At 59.7% G+C, this 19,166-nt stretch carries 14 protein-coding genes; 4 read left to right on the top strand and 10 right to left on the bottom strand.

The genetic code is table 11. The features are described 5' to 3' along the window. Nucleotides 1–625: 625 nt before the first annotated feature. Complete coding sequence (locus tag ILT46_RS11450) at nucleotides 626–1,876, bottom strand: hypothetical protein (protein ID WP_233397223.1); 1,251 nt, start codon at nucleotides 1,874–1,876, stop codon at nucleotides 626–628. A 230-nt stretch (nucleotides 1,877–2,106) separates the two neighbouring features. Here ILT46_RS11450 and ILT46_RS12450 point away from each other — a divergent pair, with 230 nt between their 5' ends. After that, nucleotides 2,107–2,613, top strand: coding sequence for a helix-turn-helix domain-containing protein (locus ILT46_RS12450; protein WP_199504780.1), 507 nt, complete (start codon nucleotides 2,107–2,109; stop codon nucleotides 2,611–2,613). A gap of 364 nt (nucleotides 2,614–2,977) precedes the next feature. Here the strand turns inward: ILT46_RS12450 and ILT46_RS12445 are convergent, their stop codons facing one another. From ILT46_RS12445 to ILT46_RS12440, 3 genes are all read right to left on the bottom strand, one after another. Then, entirely contained in the window at nucleotides 2,978–4,441 is a 1,464-nt protein-coding gene (locus ILT46_RS12445; protein ID WP_199504779.1) for a reverse transcriptase family protein, read from the bottom strand. Between the two features lie 533 nt (nucleotides 4,442–4,974). Next, a complete protein-coding gene (locus ILT46_RS11435; RefSeq protein WP_188053684.1) occupies nucleotides 4,975–6,561 on the bottom strand; it encodes an ABC1 kinase family protein in 1,587 nt (528 codons plus the stop codon). Nucleotides 6,562–6,565: 4 nt separating this feature from the next. Further along, nucleotides 6,566–6,976: a MarR family winged helix-turn-helix transcriptional regulator gene (locus ILT46_RS12440; protein ID WP_353772039.1), complete on the bottom strand. Its 411-nt coding sequence runs from the start codon at nucleotides 6,974–6,976 to the stop codon at nucleotides 6,566–6,568. 206 nt (nucleotides 6,977–7,182) lie between these two features. On the opposite strand from ILT46_RS12440, the gene ILT46_RS11425 reads away from it, so the two are divergent. The 3 genes from ILT46_RS11425 to ILT46_RS11415 are packed head-to-tail and all read left to right on the top strand — an operon-like array spanning nucleotide 7,183 to nucleotide 11,349. Beyond that, nucleotides 7,183–8,310: an HlyD family secretion protein gene (locus tag ILT46_RS11425; protein WP_086741073.1), complete on the top strand. Its 1,128-nt coding sequence runs from the start codon at nucleotides 7,183–7,185 to the stop codon at nucleotides 8,308–8,310. Continuing rightward, complete coding sequence (locus ILT46_RS11420; RefSeq protein ID WP_086741071.1) at nucleotides 8,307–9,878, top strand: MDR family MFS transporter; 1,572 nt, start codon at nucleotides 8,307–8,309, stop codon at nucleotides 9,876–9,878. The genes ILT46_RS11425 and ILT46_RS11420 overlap by 4 nt, the downstream gene beginning before the upstream one ends. A 10-nt stretch (nucleotides 9,879–9,888) precedes the next feature. Continuing rightward, nucleotides 9,889–11,349, top strand: a complete 1,461-nt coding sequence (locus tag ILT46_RS11415; RefSeq protein ID WP_199504778.1) for an efflux transporter outer membrane subunit — start codon at nucleotides 9,889–9,891, stop codon at nucleotides 11,347–11,349. Here ILT46_RS11415 and ILT46_RS11410 read toward each other — a convergent pair. The 6 genes from ILT46_RS11410 to ILT46_RS11380 form a co-directional block, all read right to left on the bottom strand. Then, the gene (locus ILT46_RS11410; RefSeq protein WP_120717196.1) at nucleotides 11,279–11,773 is read right to left on the bottom strand and encodes a hotdog fold thioesterase; all 495 of its coding nucleotides are present in this window, start codon (nucleotides 11,771–11,773) and stop codon (nucleotides 11,279–11,281) included. The genes ILT46_RS11415 and ILT46_RS11410 overlap by 71 nt on opposite strands. Further along, the gene (locus ILT46_RS11405; protein ID WP_199504777.1) at nucleotides 11,770–12,675 is read right to left on the bottom strand and encodes an alpha/beta fold hydrolase; all 906 of its coding nucleotides are present in this window, start codon (nucleotides 12,673–12,675) and stop codon (nucleotides 11,770–11,772) included. The genes ILT46_RS11410 and ILT46_RS11405 overlap by 4 nt, the downstream gene beginning before the upstream one ends. A gap of 2,068 nt (nucleotides 12,676–14,743) precedes the next feature. After that, complete coding sequence (locus ILT46_RS11395) at nucleotides 14,744–15,412, bottom strand: hypothetical protein (RefSeq protein ID WP_199504775.1); 669 nt, start codon at nucleotides 15,410–15,412, stop codon at nucleotides 14,744–14,746. Nucleotides 15,413–15,548: 136 nt separating this feature from the next. Next, nucleotides 15,549–16,379: a hypothetical protein gene (locus ILT46_RS11390; protein WP_199504774.1), complete on the bottom strand. Its 831-nt coding sequence runs from the start codon at nucleotides 16,377–16,379 to the stop codon at nucleotides 15,549–15,551. A 74-nt stretch (nucleotides 16,380–16,453) separates the two neighbouring features. Next, nucleotides 16,454–17,347, bottom strand: coding sequence for a 3'-5' exonuclease (locus ILT46_RS11385; RefSeq protein WP_199504773.1), 894 nt, complete (start codon nucleotides 17,345–17,347; stop codon nucleotides 16,454–16,456). A 227-nt stretch (nucleotides 17,348–17,574) separates the two neighbouring features. Then, nucleotides 17,575–19,166: hypothetical protein (locus ILT46_RS11380; protein ID WP_199504772.1), on the bottom strand; the 1,592-nt coding region annotated here is incomplete at its 5' end.

Genomic DNA, 19,166 nt, shown 5'->3' with positions numbered 1-19,166 from the left:
GCCATTGGTGCTGACGGGGGACAGATGAAGACGAGTTCGAAGCTCCCGCAGACGTCTCCCGTACTTCCGCGACGCACGGACACTCCGACAGAAGTGAGTCGCGCGACCATTGTCTGGATTTCCTCGCAATGTAAGAGATACTTCCATGCTTCGTCAGCGCGCTTATGCAGTCCATCTAGATCGGGGGCGGATGGATTTGATCCCGTTTGTGCCAGTCCGAATTGATTGATGTAGCGCCATCGTCCACTGCTGACATGATTTCGGACGAGATTGGTGCGGACGCCCAGATACACTGCCAGCGGACGAAGGCTTTGCTTCGCATGTTCTACCACCCGCCGGTTATTTGAAGAGTGATCGTCGCTTACCATATCGAGAACGTTCAATCCAATCAGGAGCCCATGAAACCGCCCAATCTTAGATCATATGACCCCCTTCTTTCTAAAGTGTTTCGGATCAAGCCGAATCTCTCCAATGTAGCCGGTCGAAACTTATTGAGCTAATTCGACGGGATATGCCGTGCATGCGGGTCAGAAGCATCTCGTTTCTTGCCGGTCCAGAAATCGGCGTCGGCTTCATGCCAGTATTCTGACGCAAGCGGACCGTCCGCTTTCCACCCCAAAACTGGTCATTCACATTCTTTTTTCGGGTAGGCGAATGCCAAGGGAGCAAGCGAGATAATCTCGTCGATAATCCCTTCGGTAACCTGCAGCGCAAGCGGAAAATCGCCGGGGGTGTCGATGCCGTAAAGGTCCGATGGGTCCGGACGGTGATGCCCCAGCATATACTTGCCTTCGATCCATGCGTTGCGACCTAACCGATCGCGTCCAAGCTGTGCCATCGACCGACGGATCAGTTTCAGCCCAGCTTCACGATCGCCTGGCAATCCGAGCGCAGCCTGCATTGCTTCGAACGCCGTCCTTACTGAGGCGACAGTTACGAAGAAACCTTGGTTGCCATCCAACAGCAGTGCCACCTGGCGGGCAATAGGGACCGTAGGACGATACTTGCGGGTCTGAACGCGGCCTTTGGGGTTGAGGTTGAGTTTGCGTCCTGCAGAGTCCCACTGACCTCGCTCCGCGTCGGTCGACACGTCGTGTGCTGCATCCGGGCGAGCCCAGGTGGCTACGCTGATCTGAAGAAAACGGAGAAGATTGCTTCGGTCTGTAATGCGCTTTGCGAAGTTCTTGTCGCTCTCCCCCTCTTTCCGGCCGGGCTCCGTGCAATAGCGAAACATCGACGCGAGTGTTTCGATTGAGGCGCGATAGGTCGGCGTGTGACTGACGTCGCGCGGCTTCTTGGGCGAAAACTGCGCACCGAGGAGGACGTGCTTCTTGCTGGCCGCAAAATTGATTACGGCCGCAAGCTGTCGCACACTTGCTTCGATCGTGCCGGGTGCCCTCCGGCGACACTTCCCGTTGCGCAATTCGATGGGTACTTCAGCGTTCCAGTCCCTGAACTCCTCGATCCACTCTTCGTCGATCTCATCGCAGGTTGTCGCCAGCGCATCCTGCGCTTCGAGATAGGACAAAACATGGCCAAGGCGTGGTCGGATCGCGTCGATGCTGGAGCGATCCTGCCGCTTGTCTATGTATGCTGCGATGGCATCTGTCAGCAGGTAGGCCGGTCCGTTTGTAAGCGGCTGTCCGCAAGCGTGACAAATCGCCCGTCCCTTTTCCTTCGACTCGTAAAGAGCGTCTAGCTGGATTTCGGCCTCGTCACTCGAAGTCGTGCCCGTCGAGCGGCTGCGATTTCGTCCGGCCTGTTCGTCGTACCACACGATCTGGTAGAACGGCGTGCGGAGAGATCCGTCGCGCCGTCGATCCTGCACGAGCTTGTATCGTCCTCTCTGGTAGAGAGGCTGCGTCTGCTTTGACATTGTTTGCTGACCGCCTTGGCTGCGGCGGAGGCGACAAGTTCGCCCACGCCGATTGCATTGAGAAGATCCAGCTGGTCCGAGGTCAGCCTAAGGCCTTTTCCTCCACCGCTCTTCTTCATCCACACGATTGCCAGCTGGCTCAGTTCGGACATGATCACGCTCTCTTTCAACCAACTCGGCAGTTGGTGGAGTTATGAGATTGTTCATTAAGCACGGCGCAAACTCGGACCATGCCGAATAAGCATCTCCCTCACTTCGCTAGACGTCAGCTTGATGATGACGTGGGGCGGCGCATCCGTGATGCTCGCGTGCTGCAGGGCAAGAGCCGCAATGATTTGGCCGCCGCTGCGGGCATAAAACCAAGGACCTTGGCACGCATCGAGAGGGGTGATCAGACGCCGCGCGTCGAGACTCTTCGCGCAATAGCTGCCGCGCTCGAGGTGCCACTGGAGTCTTTGGCCGCGAATTGGACCGACGACGAGCGACGTCGTCGTGACAATTCGGACCATTTGGGGCCTGGATTGCGTCAAGCCCGCCTGAAAGCGGGCGTAACTTTAGCCAACGCCGCGGCTGCCGCAGGTGTCAGTCCGACCACCCTCTCTCGATTCGAGAGAATGCAGACCGACTCGCTATTGATCTCGACCGACGGAGTAACTTTTCAGTCGGACGCTCTGGCTCACGCGCTCAAATTTCGGTCCTGTGATGATTTGTCAGCGGCTTGTGCCGACTTTTACTAATGGCCGCATTGCGCCCCAATTTCGGTCATCCCGACTCTCCCTAGGCTAACCTGCAAGCAGTCGTAGCTGCGGCCTTCGGCGATATCTGCATTTAGGACTGCCCGAGCGGACTTTGATTGACCGCCTTTGGGGTGGGAAGCGGACATTGCAGCAATAAGAACTGTAAGTAAGCAGGTTATCCATCCGGCAGTTGATCTGGAGAGGTTGTTTCCCTAGACGATATGCAAGGGGCGGCTCCAAGCGATGCTGGTCTACCGGCCAGCGTACGAATGGTTCTCTTGGCCTTCGGCCTGTTGTGTTGGAGCCGTCCCCCACACAAATAGAGCATCTCCGTTTCGAATGCGGAGAGACCCTGCATCTTTGATTATCGCTCGTTATCTATGCTCTTGCGAAGCTGAAACAGCTCGGGATCATCTGGCCGAATGCTGCGCCAAAAAGCAAGCCGCGACTCTATGCTAGGCAACATCGCCTTTCGTCCATAAACAATGAACACCCTAGTCATTGCCTTAGTGGTTTTGCGAAACTTTTTGGTTGGTCTAATATAAACGCCAGAGACATCCAGCCCCGTCACGATCTTGCGATCGAACTTGCCTAACAAATGCGTTTTCCTCTTATTTTGAGTAAAACCCGCCTTTTCAAGCGCCTCTCCGACAACTTCCGACATCTGGTGAACCGCGAATTTGTCATCGGATGAAATAGCGATGTCGTCCGCGTATCGCGTATATGAGCAGCCCCGTTTCCTTGCCTCAGCCGATATTAGCTCATCAAAATCGCGCATATGAAGATTAGAAACATGAGGACTTGTTGGCGCGCCTTGAGGCAGTGCGCCATCGCATGAGAGCACCTTCGTCAGTGCGTCCAAATTGGCTTGAGACAGATTTGGAATGAACCTCTGAACTGCCCTCATGATATCGGCGCTCTTTATATGATCGAAGAATGATTTAATATCAGTCTTAAACATATAATCTTTTCTATGATGCTGCCTCGCGTTTTGGACGATACTACATCCTCTAAAAAATGCAGTGGCCTGTTTGTGAGGGGCAGCAACGTCGAGGATCGATGTTAGTATGATCCTTTGAAGTTCTTTTAACTGTTCGGATGGACAGGCGAGGGCTCGCCTTTTTCTGGCAACTCTAATAGATCCTTCAGTATAGAAAAACTCTCTACCGGAGTAACCGTTGAACGCGTTCAGTTTTATGATTGGATGATGCGTTGAAAGCTCTTCAGCGGCGCGCTCGATTTCCTTCCATAGATGATGCCTCGGTGCTTCCGTTAACATCACCTCTTCAAGGCGTGAAACCGGTTCATTTCCTGACATTTTAGTTTCCGTGCTTCTCGAAGGGACTTCATTGTAAGATTGCGAGCGGAGGTAGTCATATTTTTCCGTATCCAAGTCATTGGACGCTTCTGACCCGGCCTTCCCGTTCACCCTTAGCGTTCGCTCAATCAACTCGCCTTCTTCAAAGCGTAGAAGAAGATCGCGTTCGTAAATGCTTGCGTAGCCAAGGTGTACGTATTCGATCTCGTTACCTTGAGGTAGTTGGACTATGCCGCTGAACCAACTTGCGAACACGCGCTCTCCGGAGCTTGGAAAAACTGTAGACAGATTTGCCTTTTCTCCGCTTTCTAATCGACCCTCTAGCTTTATGAGATAAAGCCGGAATCCAATAATCTCCCAGGTACCAACATAACCTCTCCAGCAGTCAGTGCTTCGCATCTGGAACTTAGGACGGACACTGCCGCTCCGAAGAAAATCACTCAATGGCTCAGAGAACATTGGGTGTTCCCCGCCTTCGAAAACCAAACGTTCCGGAGTTTGAGCAGTCACCTTTTTCCTCCGATCGAGCGAGCCTGTACCAAGATCCGGCCCGCTATCGCTCGTAGGGAATCGAGCCTGCACACACACTACCCCGCCCGCAATTAAGCGGGCATTTAATCGCTCCGGTGCATTCTCGATACCTTTGCGTCGGAAATCCTTCGCGCCGGTGTCTCAGCATCTACTTCCGTTAGCGGCCGATTTCGCTGACTTCTGCAATGGGGCCGTGAGCCACATGGCGGCTTTCCGCTTTTTGGCGACCAGAAACGGACGGACCGCTTACGGCCCAACAGCCGTCAGGCTGCTCTTGGCGAAAGCTGCCGGGCAGCAACGCGCCCTAATAGCGGCCATAAAGTCAGGCGAGGACACGCCTGAAAGCTGCCGTTCCAAAGTTTCGTCTGATTGAGGAAAATAAGCCTTCAATCGCAATAGGTCGAAAAATTTTCTTCGCGATGCGTCTTGGTCGCTGAAGTGAGGCGCATGAAATCCTCGTTAAGTTCGGCTTTGCCGTATCGTGACCGTGCACGAATTAAGTTGCTCCTTCATTATGACTTTCGGATGAGCACCACCCCAGCAATCACAAGCGCGCCGCCAGCCAGAAGCCAGGATTGATCGACAAGCAACGCGCTAGCTATGATCAATGCGGCAGCTAGAGGGCCTTTCAAGGACTGACGCTCATTGCGAAGTCCAGTGAGCTGCTCGATACTGAGCGGATCGAGCTGAACCGGCACATATCCTGACTTTGCGATCGAGTTCGCAGTGGCAAGTATGTCGGGCAAGGACGCCGACAAACCCAGCAGCTGACCGCGAAGTCTCTTCAAACCCGACCGAGCGCTGCCGAGCGAGAACCGCTCGGCGAGAAGCTCCGTCATGATCGGCCGGGTCTCTTCGGCGATGTTGTAGTCCGGTGCCAGCGATCGGACGAAGCCCTCTGCAGTCAACAAGGTACGCAGAAGAATGGCCAGATCAGGTGGCAGAACCAGTCGATAATCCCGCAACAGGTCGAAAACGCGGGAAAAAATCTGCGAGAACTCGATGCCAGATAACACGGTCCCCCTGAACTCTCCGATCAACTGATCCAGATCCACCGCGAGCGCATCGCGATCCACCTTCGGCTCCCCCGCCCATGCGAGCAGGACATTCGCGACATCGCTGGTTTCCTCACCAGCGATCGCAAGCACGAGGCGGACGATCTCGTCGCGCCTGGCCTTGGTGAGCGTCCCGACCGATCCAAAGTCGATGAAGCCGACATCCTGCTCGCCGATCATGAAGACGTTACCGGGATGGGGGTCGCCGTGAAATTCGCCGTTCAGGATGATCATCCGCAGGACAGCGTTGGCATAGCTTTTAGCGAAAGCCGCCACCCGCGGGTCGTCCGATGGGCTGCCCAGCGAAGACGCGGGCCTGCCGTACAGGCGTTCCTGAACGTTCACCCGCAGCCCGGTCAGTTCCCAATGGATGGCCGGGGTCCTGACGCCGATGGTATCGAGATATGCGCCGATCCGCTCGCAGGCTCGGGATTCCGCAGCGAGGTCCATCTCCCAGGCAAGATTGCGGCCGAAGGTCCGCAGAAACTCGACTGGCCGGTAACGCGCGATGTCCGGCGACCGTGCTTCCACGATCCCGGCAAGGCGTATAAGGAGGCGCACATCAGCCTCCATCCGAGCGGCAGTGCCTGGCCGCCGAACCTTCACGATGACCTCGCTTCCGTCCCGCAGTCTGGCGGAATAGGTTTGCGCTATGGAGGCAGAGGCCAAAGGCTTTTCGTCGAACTGCGCAAAGTCGCTCCGCCAGTCCTCACCCCAGCTTGAAGCAAGTACGGGCTCGATATCTGCGAAGGGCACTGACGACACCTGATCGTGCAGGGTTGAGAATGCCGTGATCCAGTGTTCGGTAAACAGATCGCTTCGGGTGGCGAGGAGTTGCCCCAGCTTTATGCCGACTGGCCCGATGTCACGGAGGAACGCCACAACTGCAGCCGGACGAAATTCGCGAGGATCGATGACATTGCTCGAAGAGGGAATAAATCCGAGGGCTCCGGCGAGATTCTTCGCGCCGTGCCTCATTAGGATTTGGCCGATCTCCGCGGCGCGAGCGATGCTGCTGATAGGCTTTTCCGGGGGCGATGCCATGATTTTACTCAGCCTCGGCCCGGAGTTGGTCCAGATTTTCCGATACCCTTGCAAGAATCTGCTGCAACGTTCGCTTCTCGTCGGCGGCAATGTCGCGCCAAAGCAGACCATGAAGCCTATCCGCGGAGCCTCTCAGTTCGGGCAGCAGATCGTCAAGCTGCTCCGTGAGGATGAGCTGCCACGCTCGCCGATCCGTCTCAGCTCGAAGCCTTTTCATCAGCCCGCGTGCGCAAAGACCTGCAACCGCCTGGCCGATGGTCGCCGATTCCAGTTCCAGTTTCTTGGCGATTTCAGCCTGCGTAAGGGCAGGATCGCGAAGAAGTTGTCCGATGATCCTCCACTGTGTCTGATTGAGACCGATCCTGGCGACCCTCGCATCGTACACTCTGCGCGCGCCGCGACTGATCTCGTCCATAAGATAGAGAATGCGGTCATCATCGGTGATGACCTTCTGCCGACGCTGAGACCGTGACATGGTATCTGGTTTTTCATCCATAGCGCTGTGTAGTCGGATAGCCTCGGATGCCCAAATGCAAACTGCTAAATGCCTTTACTATCTGGCTCACGGCTCATAGGGCGCGAGACGCGTTCACCTTTTACTGAGGCTGCCGAAAGAGTCAGATGACCGATAACTCCAACCAACCGGAGCAGGAGGGCACAACCCCAACGAAACCGCAATCGCGGCGTGGCTTGCGCATCGTGCTAATCCTCGTTGGTCTTGCCGTGCTGCTTGGCGGGATCTGGTGGTACTACCGGCACGTAAGCTACGGACAATACATGCAGTCGACCGATAACGCCTATGTCGCTGCCGACAGCGTCGTTATCTCTTCCAAGGTAGCGGGATACGTCGAAGAGGTCTTCGTGGGGGAGAACGAGCAGGTTGCTCTCGGCGGAGCCCTCGTACAACTGGATCTGCGGGATTATCAGGCGCAAGCGCAACAGGCGCGCGCACAGATCGCTGCGACCCTGGCCGGTGCCGACACAATCCGTTCTCAGGTAGCTGAACAGGATGCAGCCATTCGCCAGGCGCGGGGCCAACTCGCCGCCGCGCGCGCAGCACTCGACCTCGCGAACGACCAGGTGGCGCGATATCGGCCCCTTGCCGCGACAGGAGCCGAACCGCGGGAAAAGCTCGATCAGTATGAGGCGCAGGCGCGGCAGGCGCGGGCCGAACTCGCCGCTGCGCAGGCGGCGGTCGCTGCCGCGACCGCTCGCCGGGGGACCCTGTTCGAGCAGATCAGCCAGACCCAGGCGCAGGCGGACGCTGCTCGCGCTCAGCTGGAAACAGCCGACCTTACGGTTGAATCGACCTTGCTGCGCGCCAGCAAGGCCGGCCGCGTCGGCGATCTCTCGGTGAGGGTGGGCCAGTTCGTGCAACCGGGTCAACGTTTGATGACGGTGGTTCCGGTGAGGGCGATCTACGTGACGGCAAACTTCAAGGAAACGCAGGTCGGCCTGATCCGGGCCGGCCAGAGCGTCAGGCTCGAAGTTGACGCCCTGCCCGACCTTGAGATCGCGGGACGAGTGGTCAGCATATCGCCGGGAACGGGCGCGGAATTTTCCATCCTCCCCCCCGAAAATGCCACCGGCAACTTTACCAAGATCGTTCAACGGATACCCGTCCGCATCGCTATCGATGCTCCCCCTGAAGTGCGGCGTCTGCTCGTTCCCGGCATGTCGGTAGTGGCTACGGTCGACACCCGGAATGCTGCCGGCGAATTGGAAGAGATCTCGAGTCGGACTCAATGACCGAGATACTGGCAGCGCAGGACACTTCGATCGGGCCGGCCGGGAGCCGAAAGAACGCAGACGTTACTGCCTGGGTCGCTGTGGCCGCGGGCGCGCTCGGCGCCATGCTCGCGACGCTGGACATATCAATCGTCAATTCCGCACTCCCCGTCATTCAGGGCGAGATCGGTGCCACAGGCGCCGAAGGCACCTGGATTGCTACGTCATTTCTCGTTGCTGAGATTGTCGTCATTCCACTGAGCGCTTGGCTCGAACGGCTGTTCGGTCTGCGAACCCTCCTCATCATCGCGGTCAGCGCGTTCACCGCATTTTCTGTGCTATGCGGTGTAGCCACCGACCTTACGACCATGATCATCGGCCGCACGGGCCAGGGCTTCATGGGCGGAGTCCTCATTCCGACCGCAATGACTATTGTGGCTAAACGATTGCCGCCGCACCAACAGCCAATCGGAATGGCGCTGTTCGGCATGACTGTGGTTCTTGGCCCCGTGATGGGGCCATTGATCGGCGGCTGGCTGACCGAGAACCTGAGCTGGCACTATGCCTTTTTCGTCAATGTGCCAGTCTGCGCAATCCTGCTGCTCCTGCTGTTTATCGGGCTGCCTCACGAGAAGCCCAAGTGGGAATATCTCACGGACGCCGATTGGGCTGGCATTCTCGGGCTGATCCTCGGACTGGGCGGTCTGACTGTTGTACTCGAGGAAGGGCACCGTGAGGAATGGTTCGAGTCCTCACTCATTCGCTGGCTAACGGTGGTGACCATTATCGGCTTTGCCTGTTTGATTTACGGACAAGTGAAAGCACGTAAGCCGGTCTTGAAGTTGCAGCTCCTGTTCAATCGACAGTTCGCCAGCGTCGCGATCATGGCGCTCGCCCTGGGCATGGTGATGTATGGTTCGACCTATGTCATTCCGCAGTTCCTCGCGATCATTTCTGACTATAATGCTTTTCAGACGGGACTGGTCATCTTCTGGATGGGTGTCCCGGCCTTTCTCCTGATGCCGGTTCTGCCTCTGATGATCCGCAAGGTGGACATCCGCATTGCCGTCGGCACCGGAATGCTGCTGATGGCGATCAGCTGCTTTGTCAGCACGAGTCTGACCGCCGAATCCGGCGGCGCTGTCTTCACTGAAGGTCAGCTTATCCGCGGGGCCGGAATGATCCTTGCGATGATGTTCCTGAATCAGGCAACGGTGGCTTCGGTGGCCAAGGAAGACGCGGGCGATGCCTCGGGCATTTTCAACGCGGCCCGCAATCTTGGCGGATCATTCGCCCTCTCGGCCCTCGCTTCGTTCCAGGACCAGCGGATCTGGCATCATAGCCGGCGGATGGAAGAGACCCTGAATGCGAACAGCGTTTCGCTACAGGACTATCTCGAAGGGCTGGCGCGAAACTTCGGCGGCATGGAGGGGGCGATGGCCGTCCTGAGCCGCACCCTCCAACGCGAGGCGTTCATAATGACCTACAATGACGTGTTCCTGGTTATGGGGATTCTGACCCTCGCGACGGTTCCGCTGGTCCTCTTCCTGAGGCCGCTTCCAAAAAATGTCTCCCTTTCGATGCACTGAGCCCTACACGATGCGCCACTTGCTACCTCCGCTTGTCACTATCGCCTTGCTAGCTGGATGCACGGCAGGGCCCGATTATGCAGGCCCCCCGGAAGTTGTGTCAGCAGACACGGGCACTCGCTTTGTGCGCGCTGGCAGTGATGTGAGCGCATCTGATCCGGTTGTCGCTCAATGGTGGCTGCTGCTCGGCGATCCCGAGTTGACGCGGCTGGTGGAGGCTGCGCTGTCCGGCAACCCCTCGCTCGCCGCAGCGCAGGCGCGCATTGCCCAGGCACGGGCATCCATCAGGCAAGACCGTGCGGGTCGAATGCCATCGCTTGGGGCACAGGCCACCACCGTGCAGGGCCGGCTTCCTGGTCTCGACCTTCAAGGCGGGGCGCCCCCCCCGTCAGAGCAAACCAATTCCGACGCAGAAACCGATGACTCGCTGAGCTTTTACAATGTGGGCCTTAACGCCAACTGGGAGCTGGAGTTCGCCGGTGGCTCGCGCAGGCGCATTGAGGCCAGCAATGCCCAAGCTGCTGCAACGGTGGCCAATGCAGAGGACGCAAAGGTCCAGTTGACTGCCCAAGTGGCCAGCACCTACGTCAATTTGCGGGAGGCCCAATTCCGCGCAGAGCAATTTGAGGCGCAGATTTCGTTGCAGGAAGAGATCCTGGCGCTGACATACCAACGCTATCAGCGCGGTGCATTGCCGCTTTTCCCGGTAGGCACCGCGAATGCCGAACTGGAGATGCTCAAGTCACAACTTGCCGAAGCTGAAGCGGATATCGCAGTCCTGTCTGATGCACTCGCTATACTGACCGGACAGGTGCCGGGATCAGTTGATGCAGCGCTCACGACTGCGCGCTCCATTCCCATGCCGCCAGAGCAGGTCGCGATCGGCGATCCGGCAAGCCTGGTGGCGCGTCGGCCTGACATAAGGGCGGCCGAACGGTCTCTTGCCGCGTCGACGGCGCGGATCGGGGTGGCCGAGGCGGCGCGGTTCCCGAAATTGTCCTTCACAGGGATCTTGGGCCTCGGCGGATCCTCGTTGGACGACGTTGTCGATGTCGGCGAATTCTCCGCACTCGCGATCCCGCGCCTCCAGTGGAATTTCCTGGATTTCGGCAGGGTAGACGCTGCGATCGACCAAGCCGGGGCAGCGCGCAACGAAGCAGTCGCCAATTACCAGCAGACGGTGCTTCTGGCACTGCAAGACGCCGAACGTGCCTTGGCTCGCTTCGGCCAGCAGCGTGTTGCGCTCGCTGCCAGTATGCAAATCAAGAAGCAGGCTGACGTCGCGGCAGACCTGAACCGCCAACGTTTTGCCGCAGGAGCGATCTCGAAGGCTGACCTCAACCGGGCCCTGCGAGAACAGCAGCAGGCCTCAGCAGACCTCGTCCGGGCAAAAGGTGCCCTTACGCTGGCGTGGATCGCGCTGCAGAAGTCGCTGGGCCTTGGGTGGCAAGAGCCTGTTCGAGATCAATAGTCCCGCCGCGCTGATCAAGTGATCCGGTTGACGAGAAGTAGGCGCCCCTGCCGCTGGCGACCAACTTGTCGTCGGGCTCGAGAACCCGGGTTTCGGCCACCGAAATCTGTCGCCCGATCTTCACGATCTGTCCGTGAGCAGTGAGAGGTCCTGAGGTTGCAGGACGGTGGTAATCGACATGCAGATCGGCCGTCGCTCTCGCCGCGACGCCCCCGGCAAGCAGAGTATAAAGCCCGGTGAGGTCGACCAGTGAAGCCAGGATCCCTCCATGCGCCGACCCAATCATAGGGTTCGACACGATCTCTTCGCGCCATGGCATGGTGATCGCGATTGACTGGTCGGAGCATGTCGCAATCTCCAGCCCAAGCCATCGGTGAAACGGCGCGATATGCAGCATTTCCTGCAAGCGCTCTCGATCAATCATAGCTCCCTCGTCCCCTGTGGCTGAGCCGTATCGGATGAGTGATGGCGCCCGAGGAAATCGACGATAGCGGCGGAGAAGGCATCGTTCGCATCGCCCACCACCATGTGCGTGGCATCGGCAATATCGGTGTATTCTGCATGGGGGGCGAGTTGTCGCAGATGCAAAACGGCCTCTTCGGAAACAAGATCGCTAGAGCCGCCTCGGATGAGGTGAAGCGGAAGCGTGAGATTCGCCGCAGCTTGGCTCAGCATTGCCGAGTGACGTTCTTGGCTGTCTGGGTCGCCTTGTCTGGCTGACATTATATTACGGATAAACACCGGGTCCCAGTGCCAATAGAAGCGCCCATCCGACTTCTGCCGCAGATAGTTTTTCAGACCATCGCTCGCGCCCCGCTTGGGACGATGCGGCATGTAGCGAGCGATCACGTCGGCCGCCTCCTCTGGTGAGGCGAAGCCGCTATCGACATGCTCTTCCATGAAACCAACCACGCGCATCACACCGCTGGGCTCCATGCGCGGGGCAATGTCGACCAATGTGAGTGAAGCAAAGCTACCTGGAGCAAGCTCCCCTGCGGCAATCAGTCCAGCGAGCCCGCCCAGTGAAGCGCCGACCAGCGCTGGCTTCTGGTCCAGGCGCGACGCTGCAGCGACCAGATCCGCCGCGAAGTCGCGCATTTCGTAAGCTCCGCATGGCGACCAATCGCTGTCTCCGTGACCGCGCATGTCGAAGGCGATTGCGCGAAAGCCGGCTTGAGCCAACTCGCTGACCACCCTTCTCCACGCGCGCCGTGTCTGCCCGCCGCCGTGCGCAAGAAGGACGGGTTTAGCGTAGGCATCCCCCTCAGCCTCGGCTGTAAGAGAAATTGCGCCTGCGCCCTCAATCGTAAAGGTTTCTCTCGCCATCACTGGATGGTAGGAAAGGCGCGCTAAATAGTAAACCGATTTAGTTTGTGGCTCTCGGCTCCGTGTTGGCTGTCCTGCAGGGCGTTTCAACGACGGCAAAAGTCTATGCCAAGAGGGGTTTCTCCAGACCATTCTCTAATGCACCGGCTTGCGATTCGGTCAGCAGTCGCTGTCCGCTTAATCCGCTCAAAGATATAAAAGCTGCCTTTCCGCTTCCGGCCCATAAGCGGTCGTTTCTTCGTCAATAGAGAGCCCACGACCTTCGCCGATTCGGCAGTGGGTTCCCTTCACGCTTTCGAAATAGCCCGCGAGCCACGTGACCCAGACATCTGGAGATAATGATCCGGCGATGCGCAACATGCCCCTGTGGCGCACGGTTCAAATAGAAGTGGGCGGCGAACGGAGGGTCGATGCCCTTTACCATGTAGCTCGTTGTGCGCCGTGTGCGTCCGGCAGCGACCTCGCTCGCGTGGCTCGGCCTGAAGCGCGCGAAGGACTTAGCCACGGCGCGCCGGACAAAATAGAGCAGGCGCTCGATCTGGTCGGCGAGCCATTCCAGCAGGGCGTGGGCATGTTTCGGGCCATAATGACGTGGCCCTTCTCTCCGATTGGACGGGTTCTCGAAGACGCGATCGCAGCGAACGGACGCTGGATGCCCTGCCGCTTGCAGTGAGCCTTCCAGCGGCGCCGGATGTTGGCCCAGATCTTCGTGCGGAAGATGTCGTAGTAATTTGAATCAGGGTCGCGAGGCTGCGTGTTGAAGTTGATGGTCAGGAAGACGTTGAGATTACGCTTGAGGGCGGAAGCGAAGCGCTCCGCATGAAGCATCGACCGGGCGCTCTCGGGCCGCAGGCACGAGCGCTTTGGAAGTCGCTTCTTGAAAGCTTCGTGTGCCCAGGGACGCATGTCGCCATGATGATGACGATTGCTTGAATTTGGGTAAAACAGGCACTTATTACCAAATGGTTCGCCCTACGCCCCCTGTTCTCAGAGTTCCTTACAGGAGGGATGGTCGAGGCGAGGCGAGGTGAGCTGCAAAAAAGGGGAGCCGACGACGGCTCCCCTATTCAGTTTTGCAGCAGTGATCAGATTCCCCGTTCCTCGCAGTCCTGCCCTACGAACAGCGTGAGCAGGTGCTCGGTCAGCGCTCCTGCGCGCTGCTCGCGGGCGATCCTGTACCAGTCCTGCCACCGGTCGGGCTGAGCGAGGAGCCAGGCGTAGAGCCGATCCCGGTGATGAGCCCGCTTGAACGAAATCGACCAGTGCGTTTCTGCCATAGGCAGCCTTGCGTTCGCCGCCCCTAGAAGAACAATCATCGGCCGGCCTGGGCCGCCACTGCGCATGAACCTGACCGTGTCCTTGGGCAAAGCGGCCTCCGCCTTCCGAATGGCCGCTTCCATCGCGACCTGGTCGGGTTCGGGCCGAAGCTGTGCGAACGGGTGGAGACCGGAGGGACCGATGGGCATGGCCGCTCGGTCCGCCGGTCTCGTGCTCGCGAGCATGACGAGGATTGCCTGACCTTCCGGCGTCAGCTTGGCACTGGCGAGCGTGGGGGTGGGTTCGATCAGCCGTTCGCCGGACAGCCACGCAGCGTAGTGCGCGGTTGCGTGCCAGCCGTCGCCGAACACGTCGGTTACCACGCCTTCCGTNGTGCTCGCGAGCATGACGAGGATTGCCTGACCTTCCGGCGTCAGCTTGGCACTGGCGAGCGTGGGGGTGGGTTCGATCAGCCGTTCGCCGGACAGCCACGCAGCGTAGTGCGCGGTTGCGTGCCAGCCGTCGCCGAACACGTCGGTTACCACGCCTTCCGTGCACACCACCCTGCGGTCGATCATGGCGAGCACGGTGAGAAGGAACTCGACCTGTTCCTCGTCGACGTGACCGAACTGGTAGTTGCCGGTCATGCCGAGCCGATCGACCCACAGGGCTTCGCGCAGCGACCTCCACCGGTGCCCATACTCGTCGACCAGCGGAGGCAAGCCGCGGACTTCGTCGTCGATGTAGATCCAGTAGCCCCAAGGCAGGTTGGGGTTGCGGCGGTCCTCGTAGGGGATGTCGTCGTACCGGGTCATCGCGAGTCCTCCTTGTCGGGCCGGGGCAAGCCCGACGGTCCGCTGTCCAGCGTCGGGTCCGACGACACTCCATTCTCCCAGTCGAACAGCTTGCGGGCGAGCAGGGTCGCCTGCTCGAATGTGAACCTGGCATCGCGGTAGGTTTCCCCGCGCTCTGCCGCCAGCTTGCGCTTCCCTCCCGCCGGCACGAGATCGCGCGGGCCGTCGAACGTCATGCCCAGCCACCAGGCATCGTCTTCCTGCGGCGGGTTCATTGCCGCCTTCCGCTGGCCATGGGCAATCCGCGCGGAGATGTGACAGATGCTTACAGGTTCAGGGGCATTGCGCTGACAGGGCTCGGCGCTGGAGATCGGCCGGTGGAGGCCCTCGCTGATCTCGCCAGGCACGGCCTTGGACTTGTAGCCGCTGAGCGAATGCGTGGGCGGCACACCGACGTGCGCGCCGTATTCGCCGGTGTATTCGCGGACGACGACGCACGGATAACCCGTCGCCTGGTCGGTCCAGGCGAATTTGTCGGGCTCCCCTTTCCACGGACCGCTACCGATCGGATGATGGTCGTTGCGATAGGCCGCCTCGGGCACGACACTCGTGCCGGGGATGACGGCGGGCGGCAAGGTGCTGACGGTGAGCGCCTTGGCGCGGGTCTTGGCTGGCTTCTTGGCCATGATGAACTTCCTTCAGATACGAAAAAAGACCACCGGCGCGGATATGCGCGGGTGGCTGGAATGGATGGTGGTTTATGCCGCTGGGGCGGATGATGATCAGGGCGGTTTCATGGCTAGGTCTCCTGTGGACGAAAGGTCAGGCGGCGTTGGCGACTGGCGCGCTGACGATCCCGGAGAGGGCTTGCAGCAGCGCCGGCCTGTAGGGACGGGATGTGGCAACGGCGTCGGCGATGCGTGTGTCTATCGCAGCGCGCTCGGCCCTGATGATCCCGGTTGCCAGCAGCCATCGCGCCAGCAGCATGGCGGTTACGGTCACGTCGCACTCGCAATGCTCGCGGATGGCGGTCCACTTGCCGCGCTCGGCGGCTTCTCCGAGCTCCCACGGAGCCATGAGCTTGGCCGGGAGGTCCTGCGCGTGGGCATACTCGTTGAGATGCGGAGCCTTGGCCTTCGAGCGCAGCTGGTCGCTAAGGTCCAGGCGGGCGTGCTGCCAGTGGCCGCCGGAGAGCGACGCTGGCAGCGCGAAGCCCTGGCGCATCGCCACCGCGAGCATGGCAGGAACATCCTTGAACTCCCCGCCCCACGTGACCGGCATGGCCTCGCCGCTGGCCTCGACGAAGCTGGCAAAGCCGCGCACGACATCTGCCTCGGTCATCTCGGGCCGCGACCACGTGTCGAAGCTCTCGACCGCTATCCCGCCGGCGGGCACCACGGCGAGGGTCATGGCGGAGATGCAGCCGATGCGGTGGAACGGCCAGGTCACATCGTCCTTGCCAGTGTCGTTCCCGCTGTCGGCGAGATCCCTTTTACCCGGGTCCGCGGCGTGGCGATCGGCCCGGCGCTGGCCGTCGCGGTCGTAGAGGTACTCGACGTCGAAAACGAGGAAGCGCCGGCTGTTTTTGGCACGATCGAGAATGGCGGAGGCGTCGGCGAGCAGCCGCGCCTCGAAAAGGTCGAGGTCGGTCATGGTATGGTCTTTCGGTCGGGCCGCTCGCGGCTCCTGTGGCTGCGGCGGTTGAGTGATCGGGTTGAAGGAGCGGCTCAGAACCGGTGGCGGTTCACGGCATCCAGCATGGTGCCGCTGGGCTCCGGCAGGCTGGCGGTGACAAAGGCGGCCTTCTCGACGAAATAGTCGTCCATCGGAACATCCTTCCACCAGACCTTGCGGTCCGCATCCCAGTGGTAGCTACGCTGCTTCAGCCAGTCTTTGGCGCTGTATGGCGCGCGTTCGGCACGCACCCGAACCGCGCCCGCGTCGCTCGATTGCAGCAGAAGCTGGAGGTAGGTGCGGCCTTCGTGCCCATTCGAACCTTTGTGCTCGCGCACCGGAAGCTGAAGGAGCTGGAAGAGTGCCCACACGTCGGCCTCGGCACGATGGCCCGAGAAAAAGGCACCGTGATCGGCGAGGAGGTGTTCCAGCTTGCGCGAGGACAGCCCGAACGTGGCCCATGGGACTTCCGCGCATGAACAGGCCCACGGCATCCCTGCGGTGGTCGGAAACTGCCGGTCGACGAAGTCCAAGTCGAAACGCGCGTTGTGAGCCACCGCCAGCGAACACCGCTCCAGCGTACCCAGGATCATCCGCTCGTCGAGGACCTGGCCAGCTAGGTGCCCGTTCGACAGGCCCGTCAGCGCCTCGATCTCCGGCGCCAGCGGGCGGCAGGGATCCTGCAGCCACGACTGCGGCCTGGAATGCCCGATGATTGCTCCATGTGCATCGACGGCCACGTGCATCAGGGCCAGTTCGATGATCGCGTGCGTGTCGGGATCGAGGCCTTCGGTCTCGACATCGAGGATCGCGATCCGCCTGCCGCCTTCGGGCAGGTTGTCGGGCAGGTCGTCATAGGGCTGCGGCAGCCGTTCCAGCACGCGAAAGTCGGGATGGTCGCGCAGCAGCGCGGCCGCGGCGGTCACCTCCGCCGGGCGTGAAAACATATTTGTCATGGGTAGTCTCCGATCAGGTGGTTCATGACCGGGCGAGGCCGAAGGGCCGAGGACACTTTCCTCTTTTTTCCCTTCAACCCCTTCCGGTCACAAACTCGGCTCCTGCCGGGTCTTTTCCTTCGCCATCCCCTTGCGCGGGGTGGCGGTTTTCCTAAGCGAGCTGCATACGAAGCCTTCCGCGTGCAGCATCGTTCGCACCCTGAGCCTATTGGCATTCGTCACCCGCCGCGGCGCACATCCTGGCCAGATGATTCCAAGCCGAGCAATATTTCCTTCTGTTGAACGCGCTCTTCCCGCTGCATCTGCAACGTTCTGGCGCGCTCGATATCGCCCCTGAGGGCGTCCGCTTCCACACCTGCCAGCTTCTTCAACTTCATGCGCGCGACAGGTATTTCCATGATAGCGCTCGTTTCTGCTAGACGCTGCTTCTCATCCTCGCGCAGGTATGCTTCGAGCCAGCGGTCAAGACCCTTATGCAGGCCGGCGCGCAATTCTTTCTTTGGCGCTGGCGAGCCGATTTTCCCGGTCGCAATGCGGGCCCGTTCCTGCTCTGGGTCGAAGGGCTCAGGCCTGTGTGCCGGGCCCGACGATGCCGCTTCGATGGTATCATCAGACTTTTTCTCGCCGTCCGAAGAGCCGGAATGCGCCGAGCGTTTGCCCAGGGATCGAACAAGCGGTTTTCCATCGATCCAGGTCTGCGGCTGGGTTGCGGCGGGCGCGACGGATGCCGGGTCCGGTGAAGGCTGCTCCGATTGCGTCAGGTCCAGGGCTCTTCGCACCGTTGCAACGACTCTGGGCTCGTCGCCAAAATTCCGGAACGCGGCCTGCAATTTCTTGTCGTTGAGGCGAAGGCGCAGTACTTCCTGGTCGAGGTGACCTCGTTCGCGCCTGATGACCTGAGGGTCGACCTCGATTTCCTTGCAAAGGTCTTCTATAGCCTTGGTTTGCGCCTGACGGATCGCGTCTAGACGACGCTCCATGACGCCATGATTGGGTGCTGCGAACATCCAGTCGAAACGCGCATCCTGTTTCTTAAGCACAGTTGAACGCTCGCGCCGGACCAACCGGATGTTCTCGTGCATCACGGTATCGATGAAGAGATCCAGATCAGCCCTAGAAATCAATCTGGTGGGCGGCTCCGTTCCAAGCTTCTGGCTCGCATCGCCCTCAGCGCCGCGATCATCGCCTATGGAACGCGCAGCCTCGATGCGGGCGTAGAACTGCCGCCGTTGCTTCTCCGCCTCCTTGATTAGAGCCGCGGCAATCTCGTCAGACGTTTCAATCTGGGGGATCTCGGCGGACATCATATGATCCAGGCCGGCGAGATGATCGCGCGCTTCCGCAAGCTTGGCGTAATAGGTTTCAAGCTTGCGCTGTTGCTTGTCCGACTTCTTCTTTTCGATCGCCGCGATATGCTTCTCGCACGTTTCCTCAAGCTTGCTTGCTCGTGAGGCTGCGCGAGCGTGAAGTTCTTTCATATGAAGTGCGACATTCTGATGCTCGATTGCCGCGCGCCGGGCCGCTTCGTAGCTGGCAATGTTCTGCGTGAGATCTTCGGTCTCAGTGACGTCGGGAGTAGACGCAGTCAACAGTCGCCGCATGGCAGCAAGATCTTCGAGCAGAACTCCTTCCTGCTGCGCTTTTTCCTGTTCGAGCGAGGCGATGATATAGTCCCACTGCCTTTCCTCGTTGCGAGAGCCTACCTCTGTCGGAATGCCCCATTGTTCGCGCTGGGAAAGCTTGGTCCCCACGTGCTCATCGGTCGCCCGGTCGATACCGATTTCAGAGTGTCCCCCGTCAGCACCAATGG

The sequence above is a fragment of the Qipengyuania sp. YIM B01966 genome, assembly GCF_016461955.1.
In the GTDB taxonomy this organism is placed as follows: Bacteria; Pseudomonadota; Alphaproteobacteria; order Sphingomonadales; family Sphingomonadaceae; genus QFOP01.
This window is presented reverse-complemented; position numbering and strand designations above follow the sequence as displayed.

Bases quoted from the DNA above. Each gene is read 5' to 3' on its own strand.
- ILT46_RS11450 (WP_233397223.1), bottom strand. From the start codon at position 1,876: ATGTCAAAGCAGACGCAGCCTCTCTACCAGAGAGGACGATACAAGCTC.
- ILT46_RS12450 (WP_199504780.1), top strand. From the start codon at position 2,107: ATGCCGAATAAGCATCTCCCTCACTTCGCTAGACGTCAGCTTGATGAT.
- ILT46_RS11435 (WP_188053684.1), bottom strand. From the start codon at position 6,561: ATGGCATCGCCCCCGGAAAAGCCTATCAGCAGCATCGCTCGCGCCGCG.
- ILT46_RS12440 (WP_353772039.1), bottom strand. From the start codon at position 6,976: ATGGACGAGATCAGTCGCGGCGCGCGCAGAGTGTACGATGCGAGGGTC.
- ILT46_RS11425 (WP_086741073.1), top strand. From the start codon at position 7,183: ATGACCGATAACTCCAACCAACCGGAGCAGGAGGGCACAACCCCAACG.
- ILT46_RS11420 (WP_086741071.1), top strand. From the start codon at position 8,307: ATGACCGAGATACTGGCAGCGCAGGACACTTCGATCGGGCCGGCCGGG.
- ILT46_RS11415 (WP_199504778.1), top strand. From the start codon at position 9,889: ATGCGCCACTTGCTACCTCCGCTTGTCACTATCGCCTTGCTAGCTGGA.
- ILT46_RS11410 (WP_120717196.1), bottom strand. From the start codon at position 11,773: ATGATTGATCGAGAGCGCTTGCAGGAAATGCTGCATATCGCGCCGTTT.
- ILT46_RS11405 (WP_199504777.1), bottom strand. From the start codon at position 12,675: ATGGCGAGAGAAACCTTTACGATTGAGGGCGCAGGCGCAATTTCTCTT.
- ILT46_RS11395 (WP_199504775.1), bottom strand. From the start codon at position 15,412: ATGGCCAAGAAGCCAGCCAAGACCCGCGCCAAGGCGCTCACCGTCAGC.
- ILT46_RS11390 (WP_199504774.1), bottom strand. From the start codon at position 16,379: ATGACCGACCTCGACCTTTTCGAGGCGCGGCTGCTCGCCGACGCCTCC.
- ILT46_RS11385 (WP_199504773.1), bottom strand. From the start codon at position 17,347: ATGTTTTCACGCCCGGCGGAGGTGACCGCCGCGGCCGCGCTGCTGCGC.